The organism is Microvirga arvi, assembly GCF_016892765.1.
GTDB classification, from domain to species: domain Bacteria; phylum Pseudomonadota; class Alphaproteobacteria; order Rhizobiales; family Beijerinckiaceae; genus Microvirga; species Microvirga arvi.
On sequence record NZ_JAFEMD010000002.1, the window covers coordinates 103134 to 118605 of the forward strand.

The 15472-nt window shown below is 64.3% G+C and carries 13 protein-coding genes; 8 read left to right on the top strand and 5 right to left on the bottom strand.

Features of this window, described 5'->3' with window-relative positions; all coding sequences use genetic code 11:
• The first annotated feature begins 10 nt into the window (after window positions 1–10).
• From thrC to ILT44_RS01840, 3 genes are all read left to right on the top strand, one after another.
• Entirely contained in the window at window positions 11–1426 is a 1416-nt protein-coding gene (gene thrC, locus ILT44_RS01830; protein ID WP_204237846.1) for a threonine synthase, read from the top strand.
• A complete protein-coding gene (locus tag ILT44_RS01835) occupies window positions 1423–2706 on the top strand; it encodes a M16 family metallopeptidase (protein WP_204237847.1) in 1284 nt (427 codons plus the stop codon). Before thrC ends, ILT44_RS01835 begins: the two co-directional genes overlap by 4 nt.
• 310 nt (window positions 2707–3016) lie before the next feature.
• Window positions 3017–5896 carry an EAL domain-containing protein gene (locus tag ILT44_RS01840; protein WP_204237848.1) on the top strand — a complete coding sequence of 960 codons (2880 nt, stop codon included), beginning with the start codon at window positions 3017–3019 and terminating at the stop codon, window positions 5894–5896.
• Here the strand turns inward: ILT44_RS01840 and ILT44_RS01845 are convergent, their stop codons facing one another.
• Window positions 5897–6508, bottom strand: a complete 612-nt coding sequence (locus ILT44_RS01845) for a YqgE/AlgH family protein (RefSeq protein ID WP_204237849.1) — start codon at window positions 6506–6508, stop codon at window positions 5897–5899.
• Window positions 6509–6614: 106 nt separating this feature from the next.
• Here ILT44_RS01845 and ILT44_RS01850 point away from each other — a divergent pair, with 106 nt between their 5' ends.
• Window positions 6615–7442: a protein-disulfide reductase DsbD domain-containing protein gene (locus tag ILT44_RS01850; protein ID WP_204237850.1), complete on the top strand. Its 828-nt coding sequence runs from the start codon at window positions 6615–6617 to the stop codon at window positions 7440–7442.
• A 39-nt stretch (window positions 7443–7481) separates the two neighbouring features.
• A complete protein-coding gene (locus ILT44_RS01855) occupies window positions 7482–7964 on the top strand; it encodes a peroxiredoxin (RefSeq protein ID WP_204237851.1) in 483 nt (160 codons plus the stop codon).
• Window positions 7965–8109: 145 nt separating this feature from the next.
• On the opposite strand, the gene rnhA is transcribed toward ILT44_RS01855, so the two are convergent.
• Genes rnhA through ispH form a run of 3 tightly spaced genes read right to left on the bottom strand, consistent with a single transcriptional unit; the run spans window position 8110 to window position 10502 of the window.
• A complete protein-coding gene (rnhA, locus tag ILT44_RS01860; RefSeq protein ID WP_204237852.1) occupies window positions 8110–8577 on the bottom strand; it encodes a ribonuclease HI in 468 nt (155 codons plus the stop codon).
• Window positions 8574–9539, bottom strand: coding sequence for a homoserine kinase (locus ILT44_RS01865; protein ID WP_204237853.1), 966 nt, complete (start codon window positions 9537–9539; stop codon window positions 8574–8576). The genes rnhA and ILT44_RS01865 overlap by 4 nt, the downstream gene beginning before the upstream one ends.
• Before the next feature lie 3 nt (window positions 9540–9542).
• Complete coding sequence (gene ispH / locus ILT44_RS01870) at window positions 9543–10502, bottom strand: 4-hydroxy-3-methylbut-2-enyl diphosphate reductase (RefSeq protein ID WP_204237854.1); 960 nt, start codon at window positions 10500–10502, stop codon at window positions 9543–9545.
• 500 nt (window positions 10503–11002) lie between these two features.
• On the opposite strand from ispH, the gene ILT44_RS01875 reads away from it, so the two are divergent.
• The 3 genes from ILT44_RS01875 to ILT44_RS01885 all read left to right on the top strand — a co-directional run bounded on the left by ILT44_RS01875 (window position 11003) and on the right by ILT44_RS01885 (window position 15097).
• Window positions 11003–12850: a monovalent cation:proton antiporter-2 (CPA2) family protein gene (locus ILT44_RS01875; RefSeq protein WP_204237855.1), complete on the top strand. Its 1848-nt coding sequence runs from the start codon at window positions 11003–11005 to the stop codon at window positions 12848–12850.
• Entirely contained in the window at window positions 12850–14229 is a 1380-nt protein-coding gene (locus tag ILT44_RS01880) for an MATE family efflux transporter (RefSeq protein WP_204237856.1), read from the top strand. The genes ILT44_RS01875 and ILT44_RS01880 overlap by 1 nt, the downstream gene beginning before the upstream one ends.
• 124 nt (window positions 14230–14353) lie before the next feature.
• Window positions 14354–15097, top strand: coding sequence for a DUF937 domain-containing protein (locus tag ILT44_RS01885; RefSeq protein WP_204237857.1), 744 nt, complete (start codon window positions 14354–14356; stop codon window positions 15095–15097).
• Here the strand turns inward: ILT44_RS01885 and ILT44_RS01890 are convergent.
• Window positions 15094–15420 carry a DUF1127 domain-containing protein gene (locus tag ILT44_RS01890; RefSeq protein ID WP_204237858.1) on the bottom strand — a complete coding sequence of 109 codons (327 nt, stop codon included), beginning with the start codon at window positions 15418–15420 and terminating at the stop codon, window positions 15094–15096. The genes ILT44_RS01885 and ILT44_RS01890 overlap by 4 nt on opposite strands.
• Window positions 15421–15472 lie beyond the last annotated feature (52 nt).

Sequence of the window (15472 nt, forward strand, 5' to 3'; positions counted from 1 at the left end):
GAGATCGACTGTGCTCCATGTCTCGACCCGGGGGGAAGCCCCCGCGCTCGGTTTCGCCGATGCCTTGCTGACCGGTCTTGCCCGGGATGGCGGCCTCTACCTGCCGGCAAGCTGGCCGACCTTGGCTGCGGACACGATCCGGGGCTTTGCCGGGCAGCCCTATGCGGAGGTGGCGAAAGCCGTGCTCGGACCGCTGGTCGACGGCGACATCCCCGCGGCCGAGCTTGGGCGCATGATCGATGCCTCTTATGCATCGTTCCGCCATGAGGCCGTCTGCCCCCTGACCCAGCTTGGCGACAACCTCTTCGTGCTCGAGCTCTTCCATGGCCCCACCCTTGCCTTCAAGGACGTGGCCATGCAGCTGCTCGGCCGCCTGATGGACCATGTGCTCAAGGCCCGCGGGACGCGGGCCACCATCGTCGGCGCGACCTCGGGCGACACGGGGAGCGCTGCGGTCGAGGCCTTCAAGGGGCTCGATCAGGTCGACATCTTCATCCTCTACCCGCATGGCCGCGTCTCCGACGTGCAGCGCCGGCAGATGACGACGGTCGCCTCGCCCAATGTCCATGCGCTCGCCGTGGAAGGCACCTTCGACGATTGCCAGACCATGGTGAAGGGCATGTTCAACCATGCCCGCTTCCGCGACGAGCTGCAGCTCTCAGGGGTCAACTCCATCAACTGGGCGCGCGTCGCCGCACAGGCCGTCTATTACTTCACCGCCGCCGTAGCGCTTGGCTCCCCTCACCGCCCCGTCTCGTTCTCGGTGCCCACGGGCAATTTCGGCGACATCCTCGCCGGCTGGGCCGCCAAGCGCATGGGCCTTCCCATCGACCGGCTGATGATCGGCACCAATGCCAACGACATTCTCGCCCGCACGCTGGGCTCCGGCGCCTACGAGATCAAGGGCGTGCACCCCACGACTTCGCCCTCCATGGACATCCAGATCTCGTCCAATTTCGAGCGCCTGCTGTTCGAAGCCTACGGCCGCAATGGCGAGGCGATCCGCCGCCTCATGGCAAGCCTCCACCAGTCCCGCGCCTTCCTGATCGAGGCCGAGCCGCTGGCCCGCATCCGCGAGGAATTCTCGGCCCAGGCCGTGAATGAGGACAATGTCGTGGAGGAGATGGCCGAGACCTATCGCAAGACCGGATACGTGCTCGATCCGCACAGCGCCGTCGGCACCCGCGCCGGACGCGCCCTCCTGAAGCAAAACCCGGAAGTGCCCGTGGTGGCTCTCTCCACCGCGCATCCTGCGAAATTCCCGGATGCGGTCGAGCGTGCGACGGGCGTTCGCCCCGCACTTCCGCCGCACATGGGTGATCTGATGGAGCGCAGGGAGAGCTTCACGGTTCTTCCCAACGACCAAGCTGCGGTCGAGCGCTTCATCCGCGAGCGCGCGCGGGCGGTCAAAGGCGCTGCCGCATGAACCAGCATTTCGTCCGCGAGAAGCGGATCGACATCACCACCCTGCCGAACGGGCTGATGGTCGCCACCGAACGCATGCCCGAGATCGCGACCGCAACGCTCGGCGTCTGGGTCGGCACCGGCTCACGCCACGAGCAGCCGCATGAGCATGGGCTGTCGCATCTGATCGAGCACATGGCGTTCAAGGGCACGGCGCGGCGCTCGGCCCGCCAGATCGCCGAGGACATCGAGAATGTGGGCGGCGACATCAATGCCGCGACTAGCGTCGAGTATACAAGCTACACGGCGCGCGTGCTCGGCGAGAACGTGGACGTCGCCCTCGACGTGCTCGGCGACATCCTCATCCACTCGGCCTTCGATGCGGGCGAGCTCGCCCGCGAGAAGGGCGTGATCCTGCAGGAATACGCCGCTGTCGAGGACACGCCGGACGATCTCATCTACGACGCCTTCATGGAAACGGCCTTCGCCGGCCAGGCCGTCGGCCGCCCGATCCTCGGCACGCCCGACACCATCAAGAGCTTCGACGAGGCAACGATCCGGGCTTTCCTGGCTCGGGAATACACGCCCGGCAAGATGGTGCTGGCCGCGGCCGGCGACGTGGAGCACGCCCGGATCGTCGATCTGGCCGATCGCCTGTTCGGCGCCATGCCTTCCGTCGAAGCGCGGCAGCCTGAATCCGGGCGCTATACCGGCGGCGAACGACGGATTTCCCGCAAGCTCGAACAGGCGAATCTCGTGCTCGGTCTGCCGGGGCTCTCGTTCAAGGACCCGAACTACTATGCCGCGCACCTCTTCGCCCACATGCTCGGCGGCGGCCTGACCTCGCGGCTCTGGCACGAGGTGCGCGAGACCCGCGGCCTCGCCTATTCCATTGATTCCTTCCACTGGCCTTTCTCCGATTGCGGTCTTTTCGGAATCGGTGCCGGAACGGCAGGCTCTGACGTGCGGGAGCTGATGGACGTGACGCTCGCCTGCATGGGCCAGGCGACGCAGGACATCAGCGAGATCGAGCTGATCCGCGCCAAGGCGCAGATGAAGGTGGCCCTGCTCACGGCCCTGGAAACCCCGGGCGGCCGCATCGAGCGCGTGGCCCGCCAGCTCCTGTCCTGGGGACGGATCGTCGCCAGCGAGGAGATCGTCCGAAAGGTCGATGCGCTCGAGGTGGAGCATGTGCGCGAGGCCGGACAGCGTCTTCTCCAGGGCACGCCGACGCTCGCGGCCATCGGACCCATCAAGGACCTGCCGTCGCTGGAGAGCATCGCTTCGGGACTGCGCGGGTAGCGCATTGTGCGGAAAAGTGGCCCCGGTTTTCCGCTCCAACGATGCGCTCTTCAAAGAAGAGCATCGGATGGATCCCAAAAGTGCAAGTCCACTTTTGGGTCCGATGCCCTGTTTTTCCGCCGCGTCTGCCCCATGGGCATGGCGAATTCTCCTCAATCCCGCCGCAAACGGGCCGCATGGCGCGTGATAACGATAACAACCGAGTCCTGCGGACAAGTGGGAGCCTCTTGCGGCTCCACCTTGCTCTCAAGCCTCCTGACCGGTACCAATCCTGTTCCATTGTTTTAGTACCGGACGAAAGACCGAAGCATTGCGGATCGTATCTTTCGCCATAACCCTTCTCTTGGCGACTTTCCTGGGGCTCGCCTGGCCGACCTCCGGCTGGGCCGTGGAATCCGTGCGCGTCGACCCCAAGATGAAGGCGATTGACCTCACCCCGGCCATCGAGCGCTACAACTCGGATGGGGACGAGATCCGGATCTCGACCGCGCCCGGGCGCGACGGGATCGTCCGCCGTATCGCCGTGAAGGCCCGCGAGGCCGGCACCCGGCCCGACTGGATGGTCTTCGCGCTCACCAACGACACCGACGAGCAGATCGAGCGCCTTCTGGTTGCCCCCCATTTCCATCTCACCGGATCGGGCGTTCTCTGGCCGGACCTCGGTGCCACGCGCATCGCGGCGATTACCGCGAGCCAGGGCATCAGGCCCGAGCGCGACGACAGTGCCGATGCCGACATCTTCCTCATCACCCTCGATCCCGGCACGACCGTCACCTTCGTGGCGGAGCTGCGCTCCGAGAACATTCCCCAGCTCCACCTGTGGGATGGAGATGCCTACAAGGACCGGATCAACGGGCTGACGCTCTACAAGGGCATCATCATTGGCATCGCGGGCCTGCTTGCCCTGTTCCTCACCATCGTCTTCGTGGTGAAGGGTGCCCTGATCTTCCCAGCAGCGGCGGCACTCGCCTGGGCGGTGCTGGCCTATGCCTGCATCGATTTCGGCTTCTTCCAGCGCGTCTTTCCGATTACCGAAGGAACGGAGCAGATCTATCGTGCCGGTGCGGAAGCGGTGCTCGCGGCAACCTTGCTCGTCTTCCTCTTCGCCTATCTCAACCTCAACCGCTGGCACGTGCGCTACAGCCACGTCACGGCGTTCTGGCTCCTGTTCCTCGGGGCCTTGATAGCGCTCGCCATCGTCGACCCGCCGGTGGCATCGGGCGTGGCGCGCATGTCGATTGCGGCGGTCGCCGGCATCGGCTTCGTCCTTGTGATCCATCTGGCGACGCACGGCTACGACCGCGCCGTGATGCTCGTTCCCACCTGGCTTCTCCTGGTCGCCTGGGTCACGGCGGCGAGCTTCACGATCGTGGGCCAGCTCACGTCGGATCTCGTTCCCCCTGCCCTCGTCGGTGGCCTCGTTCTGGTGGTCATGCTCATCGGCTTTACGGTCATGCAGCATGCCTTCGCCGGCGGCGCCTTCGCGCGCGGCTTCGTGAACGACATGGAGCGCAGGGCTCTGGCGCTTACGGGCGCCGGCGACATCGTGTTCGACTGGGATGTGGTCTCCGACAACATCTTCGTCAGCCCGGAGGTCGAGCACCAGCTCGGTCTCAAGCGCGGCTCGCTCGAGGGTCCGGCCTCGGCCTGGCTCGATCTCATCCACCCCTTCGACAAGGACCGCTACAAGCTGGCTCTCGATGCGGTCATCGAGCACCGTCGCGGCCGCCTGACCCAGGATTTCCGCCTGCGCTCGTCCTCCGGCGCCCATCATTGGTTCCGCCTGAAGGCGCGTCCGGTGATCGGCTCCGACGGCGAGGTTCTGCGCATTGTCGGAACGCTCTCCGACGTCATGGAAAGCAAGACGGCGGAAGAGCGCCTGCTGCACGATGCCGTGCATGACAACCTCACGAGCCTGCCGAACCGGCAGCTCTTCTACGACAGGCTGGAGGCGGCCCTCACTTTCGCAGGCCAGGGCGACGCCTTACGCCCCACCGTCGTCGTCATCGACCTCGACAAGCTGAAGGACGTCAATGCCGCATCCGGCTACGCTGCCGGCGACTCGATCCTGCTCACCCTGTCCCGCCGCCTCAGCCGCCTGCTCAAGCCCCAGGATACGCTGGCGCGCATTTCAGGCGACGAGTTCGCGATCATCCTTCTCTCCGAGCGGGAGACGGATCGCATCATCTCCTTCGCCGACATGATCCGGCGCGTGGTCACGACGCCGTTCACTTACGCCGAGCGGGAGTTCTTCCTCACCGCCTCCATCGGCATCGCGCTCTATGATCCGCAGATCGCAGCCCGCCGCGGCGAGGTGCTCCGGAACGCCGAGATCGCCATGGCCCATGCGCGCCGCCATGGCGGCGACCGGATCGAGGTCTTCCGCCCGACTATGCGCTCGGACCGGAGCGACCACTTCACGATGGAAACCGATCTCCGCCATGCCCTCGACCGCGGCGAGATGAAGGTGCTGTTCAAGCCCATCGTGCGGCTTGAGGACCGGACCATCGCGGGCTTCGAGTCCATGCTGCGCTGGGATCATCCGAGGCTCGGCCGCATCGGCCCCGAGGACTTCATGTCGATCGCCGAGGATACGGGCCTGATCGTCAAGCTGAGCGTGTTTCTCCTTGAGCAGACGGGCCGCGAACTCGCCGCTTGGCAGAACGCGCTCGAAGTCGAGCCGCCGATCTTCGCCAGCGTCAACATGTCGAGCCAGCACCTGCTGCGGCATGACCTGCTGCAGGACGTGAAGACGGTCATCGCCCGCAGCGGCGTCATTCCCGGCTCGCTCAAGATCGAGATGACGGAAAGTCTCGTGATGGAGAATCCGGAATACTCGGCCCAGATGCTCTCCCGGCTGCGCGATCTAGGCGCCGGGCTGTCACTCGACGATTTCGGAACGGGCTATTCCGCCCTCTCCTATCTCCAGCGCTTCCCCTTCGACACGATCAAGGTCGACGAGTCCTTCGTGCGCCAGATGGCGGCCGGCAAGCCGGTGATCCTGCGCTCCATCGTCAAGATGGCGCACGAACTCGGCATGGAGATCGTCGCGGAGGGAGCGGAAAGCGAATCGGAGGCTATCGAGCTCTACCAGCTTGGCTGCGAATACGCCCAGGGCCCCGTCTTCGGCGAGCCGATGTCGACGCTGCAGGCGCGTCAGCTGGTCGGTGCTGCCCCCGCTGCCGCCTGATCAGGCGTGGCCGGCTTCCATGGACAGCATGGCCGGCTCGATGCCGATGCTGCGCAGGGCCATCTCGTAGCGCAGGTCGGCGGCGGTGTTGAAGACGAGCTCCGCATCGGCCGGCGTGTTGAGCCAGCCATTGGCCTGCATCTCCAGCTCCAGCTGGCCGGCGCCCCAGCCGGCATAGCCGAGCGCCAGCACCGCATTCTCCGGCCCATGGCCGGCCGCGATGGCGCGCAGGATGTCGATGGTCGCCGTCAGGCAGATGCTGTCGTCGATGGGCAGCGTCGATTGAGCGAGGTGGAAATCCGGCGAGTGGAGAACGAAGCCGCGACTCGTCTCCACGGGCCCGCCTATCAAAACCTGCATGTTCCCCACCTTCTGCGGCAGGCGGATGCGCTCAAGTTCCGGAACGATTTCGAGCTGCACGAGCAGATCGAGCATGTTCACGTTGGCGGCTGGCCGGTTGAGGACGATTCCCATCGCCCCTTCCGCCGAATGGGCGCAGATATAGATGACCGAGCGTGCGAAACGTTCGTCCATCATCCCCGGCATGGCCACAAGGATCTGACCATCCAGGTAAGGAGATTCGGTGCCGTACGGTGAAAGCTGAGAGCCCATATTCTACATTCTGCCTTGCCGGGCTTACCCGCCCGATCACAGGATCGTGGATGGCAGACCCGAGAATAAACGCATAAGGGAAGTGCCTCAGGGAGGCGTCAGTTCCATGGCATCCATGTTCCGCGCCGCTTCGGTCGCATTTTTTTTGATTTTGTCCTTTGCCGCCGCCGTCGCGCAACCCATCAAGCCATCCGCCTCGAATCAAGGATTCTATTCCCGAGCCCGCCTGATCGCCGGCGGCGAGCAGGGGGAGCATTGGCTCGCCGGGATCGAGATCACCCTCGACCAGGGCTTCAAAACCTACTGGCGCACCCCGGGCGATTCCGGTTTGCCGCCCCGGTTCGACTGGTCCGGGTCGGAGAACGTGGCCGGCGCCGAGATCCGCTGGCCGGCGCCCAAGCGGCATGAGGATGCGGCAGGGGTTGCCTATGTCTACGGCAAAAAGGCCGTGCTTCCGGTTATCGTGAAGGCCAAGGATCCGGCGAAGCCTATCAGGCTGGTCCTGGTGCTGGAATACGGGGTCTGCAAGGATATCTGCATCCCGGCCCATGCGGATCTTACCCTGGACCTGACCGGTGCTGCCTCCGAGCGCAAGGCCATCGAGGCAGCCCTGGCCAAGGTTCCCGCTCCTCAGGCTCTGGGAGACCAGGCCGATGTGTCGGTCCTCTCCATCGCTCCCCTCGCCCAGGACAAGCCGGCCTTCTCCGTGACCGTCCGCGCGCCGTCCGGCGCAAAACCTGCCCTCTTCGCCGAAGGGCCGGAGAACTGGTTTCTCTCGACCTCCCATCCTGACGATTCCAACCGCTTCACCGTGACGGTGGAGGAGAAGCCGAAGGATGCGTCGGGTTCCGTTCCCTTGCGCCTGACGCTGGTTGCCGGGGACAAGGCCATAGAGACAGAAGTCAGCCTCGACGCCAACGGAACACCGCGCTAGGAAAGAGGCACCTACCCGCACAGTTTGGAGACCCTGCCCATGCCCATCCAGGTCGGCGAACGCCTGCCCCAGGTCACCTTCCGCGTCATGACGGCCGACGGGCCTGTCGCGAAAACCACGGACGATCTCTTCAAGGGTCGCAAGGTGGTTCTTGTCGCCGTCCCCGGCGCCTTCACGCCCACCTGCCACCGCAATCACCTGCCGGGCTACGTGCAGAAGAAGGACGAGATCCTGGCCAAAGGCGTGGATGCGATCCTGGTGACGTCGGTCAACGACGTCTTCGTGTTAGAGGCCTGGGGCAAGTCCTCCGGCGCCGAGGGCATCGATTTCATCTCCGACGGCAATGCGGATTTCGCCAAGGCGATCGGCCTGTCCATGGACGGTGCCGGATTCGGCCTCGGCACCCGCTCGCAGCGCTATTCCATGGTGGTCGAGGACGGCGTGGTAAAGGCGCTCAACGTGGAGGACGCCCCCTCCAAGGCGCAGCATTCCGGCGCCGAGAACCTCCTGAAGGATCTCTGATCTTCTCAGGAAAAGTCGGAAAGCCGCCTGCTTGGTCATCACCGGCCTTGTGCCGGTGATCCCGATTAGGAAGAGCGCGACGCTTCACTTCATCGGGATGGCCGGGACAAGCCCGGCCATGACATCTAAGGTTTGTGCTGGAAGGTCAAACGCTGGCCCTCCGGCCTTGCTTCTTGAACGGCTGCATCGCCGCGACGGCCAGTTCATCGACGCGGATATTGGTCGGGTCGTCCGCGTGACCCTTGACCCAGTGCCATGCGACATCGTGGCGGGAGGCTGCCTCATCGAGCTCCCGCCAGAGATCCTCGTTCTTCACCGGCTTGTTGTCGGTGGTGCGCCAGCCGCGCCGCTTCCAGTTGTGCATCCATTGGGTGATGCCCTGGCGCACATATTGGGAGTCGGTGAAGAGATCGACGGCGCAGGAGCGCTTGAGGGCATTCAATCCCTCGATGGCGGCGCGGATCTCCATGCGGTTGTTGGTGGTGTGCGCCTCCCCGCCGGAAACCTCCTTCTCACGTCCGTTGAAGAACAGGATCGCCGCCCAGCCGCCCGGCCCGGGATTTCCCGAGCAGGCGCCGTCCGTGTAGATCATCACGCGATCGGATCCGCTCATGCCTCGAGCCCGTATTCGCGCGCGTGCCTCACATGCCGGTGGAAGTTGAGCTTGCGGTCGTATTCCAGCGGGTCCTTCGGCTTCACCAGCGCACCCGGCGGCACGTTGAGCCAATCCACCAGCCGGGTCAGCATGAAGCGCATGGCCGAACCGCGGCAGAGAATCGGCAGGGCCTCGGTCTCGTCGGCGTCAAGGCGCCGGACAGCCTGGTAGCCGGCCAGCATTGCCTGACCCTTTGTGAGATTGAACGAGCCGTCGGTCTCGAAGCACCAGGCGTTCAGGCAGATGGCGACATCATAGGCGAAGGAATCCGTGCAGGCGAAGTAGAAGTCGATGAGCCCCGAGACTTCCGAGCCGATGAAGAACACGTTGTCGGTGAAGAGATCGGCGTGGATGATGCCAGTGGGCAGGCCGCGCGGCCAGGCCTCCTGCAGGTTCACCAGCTCCCGCCGCGTCCGCTCGGCCAATCCCGGAGAGACCGTATCGGCCTGGGCCTCGGCCTGCGCGAAGAGCGGCGCCCAAGCCTCCAATGAGAGGGCGTTGGGCCGGTGCATGGCAAAATCCCGACCCGCAAGATGCAGCTTCGCCAGCGCGCCGCCGAGAGCCCCGCAATGCTGGGCCGTCGGGCGGCGAACGGCGATGCCCTCCAGGAACGTGATGATGACGGCAGGCCGCCCGGCCACTCTCCCCAAGGGCTCTCCCCGGCGATTGTTCACCGGCAGCGGGCAGTTCAGCCCCTTTCGGGCCAGATGCTGCATGAGGCCGAGAAAGAAGGGCAGATCGTCCTCCCGCACCCGCTTCTCGTACAGGGTGAGGATGTAGGAGCCCCTAGTGGTGTGGAGAAAATAATTGGTGTTCTCCACGCCCTCGGCGATGCCCTTGTAGGAGAGCACCGTGCCGATGTCGTAGGTTTCGAGGAACGCCGAGAGATCCTCGTCGCTGACTTCCGTATAGACCGCCACCGTTTACTCCGCCGCCTGCTCACGCAACTCGCGCGGCAAAGGAAAGAACACGCTCTCATCCGCTGTCGACACGCTCTCGACCGACACCTCGTAGCGCGCCGCAAAGGCGTCGATGATCTCCTCCACCAGGATCTCGGGCGCCGAGGCGCCTGCGGTGATGCCCAGGCTCCGGATGGTGCCGAACAAGCTCCAATCGATGTCCTCGGCGCGCAGGATCAACCGAACCAGGGGGCAGCCCTCCCGCTCGGCAACCTCGCGCAGGCGCTGTGAATTGGAGGAATTGGGCGAGCCCACCACGATCATCGCATCGACCTGCGGCGCCACGCGCTTGACAGCGCCCTGCCGGTTGGTGGTGGCGTAGCAGATGTCTTCCTTATGCGGGCCGACGATGGCGGGGAAGCGCTCCTTGAGGGCGTCCACCATGTCCTGGGTATCGTCGACGGAGAGGGTCGTCTGCGTCACGAAGGCGAGATTGTCGGGATCGGCCGGCTCAAGGCGGGCGATGTCGTCCACGGTTTCGACCAGGGTGACGGCCCCCTCGGGCAGCTGGCCCATGGTGCCGACGACCTCGGGATGGCCCGCATGGCCGATCAGGACGATGTGGCGGCCCCGCTTGTGATGGACCTGCGCCTCTCGGTGAACCTTGGTCACCAGCGGACAGGTCGCGTCGATGGCGAAGAGATTACGGGCATTGGCCGCCTCGGGAACCGACCTGGCGACCCCATGGGCCGAGAAGATGACCGGCGCCTGGGTATCGGGCACCTCGTCGAGTTCCCTGACGAACACCGCACCCTTACGCCTCAGGTTCTCCACGACGTATTTGTTGTGCACGATTTCATGACGCACATAGACCGGAGCCCCATGGATCGCGAGAGCCTTCTCGACGGCATCGATGGCACGGACGACCCCGGCGCAGAAGCCGCGCGGGGCACAGAGCAGAATGTCGAGGGGTGGCTTGGTCATGATCTGGCGATGTGGCGAGACGAGGCCCTTCCTGTCAAGCGGGAGCGACGCTTATTCGCGGCAGGCCGATGAGGCGCTCTTCCCTCCCCCTTGCGGGGAGAGATGAAGGGTGGGGGTCGAAAAGTCGGAGCTATGTGAATGATCCAGATAGCATGAGGCTCTAACAACGCATCCCCTCTCCCGAACGGGAGAGGGGTGAGGGTGTGGGGTTTAACCAGCTTGGCACTGTCGCCTCCGCCGCAACACGGACTCCGTCGCGCCTCCTCCGGCATTGTCCTGCCCTCACCCCAACCCTCTCCCGCCCGGGAGAGGGAGAAGCGTCATGCTGGTTTCAGGTTTCCTCCGGTCGCACCACCTCCACCCCTGCCCCTCCCCGCAAGGGGGAGGGAAGAGCGCGTGCGATGAGGCACGAGACGGGGCGGCCCCGTCAAGAAACACTCGCGCCTACGCCCAAGAATCCCTACAACGGTGCAACAGCCCCTTACCTCCCCTGAAAACCCATGGCATCCACGGCTTCCCACGTCAGCTTTCTCCCTCCCATTCTGACCTTCTGCGCGGCCGCGGTCGTGGCCGTGCCGGTGTTCAGGCTCATCGGCCTGAGTGCGGTTCTCGGCTACCTCGCAGCCGGCGTCGCCATAGGCCCGTCGGGCCTGAGCCTGGTGGAGGATCCGCAGACCATCGCCACCGTGGCCGAACTCGGGGTCGTGCTTCTTCTGTTCATCATCGGACTCGAGCTCAAGCTGTCCCATCTCTGGGAGATGAAGCGGGATATCTTTGGTCTTGGACTCGCCCAGCTGACCGTCACCGCGATCCTGCTCGGCAGTGCCGCCATGGCCATCGGCTTCTCGCCTCCGGCCTCCTTCGTCACCGGGGTTGCCGTCGCGCTTTCGGCTACGGCCATCGCCCTCCAGATGCTGGGGGAGCGAAACGATCTGCCGACACCCTACGGTCAGCGCTCCTTCGCAATTCTGCTCTTCCAGGATCTGTCGGTCGTCCCCCTGCTCGCCATCCTGCCGCTTCTCGCCTCAGGGGCCGCGGAACAGGATTCTCTCCTGGACCGCGTCCTTGCCGTCGGCGAGGCCCTCCTCGGCATTGCGGCCGTCGTCCTGATCGGCCGCTACGGGCTCAATCCGTTCTTCCGCATTCTCGCCCGCAGCGGCGCCCGCGAGGTCATGACCGCCTCCGCGCTGCTTGTCGTTCTCGGCGCGGCTCTCCTCATGCAGGAGGTCGGCCTGTCTATGGCCATGGGCGCCTTCCTGGCAGGGCTCCTGCTGGCCGAGTCCAACTTCCGGCATCAGCTGGAAGCCGATATCGAGCCGTTCCGCGGCATGTTGCTGGGTCTCTTCTTCATGAGCGTGGGCATGTCGATCGATCTTGCCCTCGTTCGGGAGCAATGGGTTCTGCTGGCGATTGCCGCGCCGGTTGTGCTTGTGGGCAAGACCCTCATCATCGCCGTCCTCTCAAGGCTGTTCGGCGCAAGCTGGCGTGACGGCCTGCGGTCCGGAACGATTCTGTGCACAGCGGGCGAATTCGCCTTCGTGCTGATTCCCGTTGCGGCGGGGTTGGGTCTCATGTCGCAGGCTGAGGCGCAGCCCCTCACGGCGCTTGCCGCCATCACCATGCTGCTGGGGCCGCTCCTGTCGACCTTTGTCGAGAAGCTCCTCAGCAACAATCGTGCTAGCGAAGACGAACCGGACCTGCATGGGCTTCATAGCCCTGAGGGCGAACTCGAAAGCCGCGTTCTCGTAATCGGCTTCGGCCGGTTCGGACAGATCGTGAACCAGGTCCTCCTGGCACAGGGCATTCAGGCAACCGTGATCGACAGGGACGTCGAGCGCATCCGTGATGCGGGGCGCTTCGGCCTTCAGGTCTATTATGGCGACGGCACCCGCCTCGACGTGCTCCGCGCGGCAGGCGCCGAGAAGGCCGAGATGATCTGCATCTGCATCGACGATCAGGAAGCGATGGTGAAGATCATCGAGATCATTCACGAGAACTTCCAGAACGCCCGCAGCTTCGTGCGCGCCTTCGACCGCATCCATGCAATCGAGCTCATGAATCGCGACGTCGATTATCAGATCCGCGAGGTCTTCGAATCCGCCATCGTGTTCGGACGTGCCGCGCTCGAGGAGCTCGGAACCGATCCGGAAACGGCAGCTGCCGCCGCCAGCGATGTCCGCAAGCGCGATATCGCCCGCCTCGTTCTGCAAAAGGAGGTTGGCGCGATGGGCGGAGCGGAACTCGTGGTGGGCTCCAAGATTACCCCCGAGCCGCTCACCGCTCCCGCCAGCAGGGCGAGAGCCCTCAGTCCCGAGACACGCGACATCCTCGGCGAAGGGGTCATTTAATGGACGCAAGTCCTTCGAAAGACGATTTAGGCAGAAGGGCCGACACGCCGCGTTTTGTCACCGGCTCCACCATGCGCCACGTTCTCGTGATGACGGGAACGGGAGCGGCCGGCCTCGTTGCGATCTTCATCGTCGATCTGGTGTCGCTTCTCTACATCTCCTGGCTCAACGACCCGAGCATGACGGCAGGCGTCGGCCTTGCTACCGTCGTGATGTTCTTCACGATCTCGATCAATGTGGGTCTGATGATCCCCGTCGGAGCGCTCGTCTCGCGGGCTCTGGGAGCGCGCCGGCCGGATGACGCGCGACGTCTGGCGACCTCATGCAGCATTCTCATGACCGCAATCGCCGCGGCGATCAGCGCGGTCGTCCTGGTCATGCTGCCTGTGATCCTGAAGGCCTTGGGTGCGCATGACCGGACCTATGACGTCGCTCTCAGCTTTCTCTGGATCGCCCTGCCGACCAATGCGGTGATGGCGCTCGGCATGGGCCTTTCCACCGTCCTGCGGGCAGCGGGCGATGCCAAGCGAAGCATGTATGCCACGCTCTCCGTTGCCGTCGTCACCGTGTTTCTCGACCCGATCCTGATTTTCGGCCTCGATATGAGGTCCGATGGCGCGGCGATGACCATCAATATCGCGCGGCTCGTCACGGCCTATGTCAGCTTCCGCTATGTTACGCGCATCCACAATCTTCTGGCGGCACCCAGCTGGAGCGGTATGCTCCATGATGCGCGTCCCTTCCTCGCCATTGCGGTTCCGGCCATCCTGACCAACATCGCCGCTCCGGCTGCGAATGCCTTCTTCACAGGCGTCGTCGCGCGGTTCGGCGATCAGATCATCGCCGCCTCCGCCATCATCGACCGCGTCACGCCGGTTGCCTTTGCCGGTTTGTTCGCGCTCGCAGGCGCCATCGGTCCCGTGCTGGGACAGAACTGGGGTGCGCAGCGCTATGACCGCATGAAGCAGATCCTGAAGGACGCCCTCAGTGTCACGGTCGTCTATGTCGCCTGCGTGTGGCTGATCCTGTTCCTCGTGCGCGGGCTGCTGACCCAGGCCTTCAACGCTCCCGCGCAGACGGCCGAGCTCGTGCAGTTCTTCTGTCAGCTCAGCGGCCTGATCTGGCTCTTCATTGGCCTTGTTCTTGTGTCGAACGCCTCCTTCAACAACCTGGGCTATCCCCTGCTCTCGACCTTCTTCAACTGGGGCCGGGCCACGCTCGGTATGATCCCCTTCGCCTATTTCGGTGCCCAGATCGCAGGCCCCAAGGGCGCCCTCGTCGGGATCGGGCTCGGCTCGGTGGCGTTCGGCATCGCCGCCGTCATTACGGCGTTCTGGACAATCCGGCGTCTTGAGAGGCAAGCTGTTCCGGTCGCCTGACATCCAGGCGTGCGCATCGTCTCGTACGATGCGTTAGAGAAAGGAACGAGCATCGGATTGCTCCCGGAAGTGCATTCCGCTTTTGAGTCCGATGCTCTGACATTTCGTTAGTGAGGAGGCTGCCATGTTCAACTGGTTCGATCTGATGCGGCAGGCCCAGACCAGTGCAGCGCTGGACGCACTCGCACGGCAGTTCCACCTCTCCGGCGACCAGCCCCAGAGAACCATGGCCGCCTTCATGCCGGCCTTTGCCATGGGGCTCCAGCACGCCATGGCATCGAGCGATCCGACCCGCGTGCTTCAATCCATGATGGGAGGGGCCTATCAGAATTTCTGGCAGGCTGCCGGAAACCCCTTCACGCCCCAGGCGCAACAGGAAGGCCGCCAGCTGCTCGACCAGCTCTTTGGCTCCGACGAGGTCAGCCGACGCGTGGCGCACCAGGCGGCGAGCTACGCAGGCATCAACGCCGATACCATGCAGCAATTGCTGCCGGTGCTCGCCGGGATCCTGGCAGGCGGCACATCCCAGTGGATGATGGCTCACACGCAGGTATTTCAGAATTTGGCGAATTCGAAGGATAGCCAGCAGGCTACGCCAGCAGCCAATCCCTGGGCCGATCTGTGGACAAACTGGATGAAGGCCGCCTCGCCCGAGAAGAAGCCTGCAAATCCGTTCGAGGAAATGTTCGCCGGCTTCTTCCAGATGCCTCCGCCGGCAGAGCCGCCGACGCCGGAACCGCAGATCCAGGCGCCGATGTCCTCGCTTGATGAGATGATGGAAAAGGGACGCGAGATGCAGATGCAGTATCTCACGTCCCTCCAATCGATCTTCACCGATGCCGGCAAGACCGACAGCGACAAGGCTTAGGCGCAGCGCTTTACCGGCGTCACGAATGGAACGACTGGTCGGGCCGGCTTAGCCGAGTGATCGACCATCTCACTCCGAGAATGTCGCTCCGCACTTCGAACCAACACCCAGGATGGGTTGTGGGTGAGCGGCTCGGACAAGGCGCTCGACACATCATTCCGGGTGAGTCCGATGTCCTTCAGCATGCGGTCGTCGAACTCGGCAAGATGCTTGATCTCGCGGCGATGCCTGAGAGCTTTGACAAGATTCGTGAGCGAGCGGACGAACTGCTGCAGAGCGGCCGCGCCAGAGAAGCTCACTGCGGATAGTATCGACCGGTTCATGATTAGATCTCCTTAATCTCACTCTCAAGCCGTCGGCTCCTGGAACGCCGTT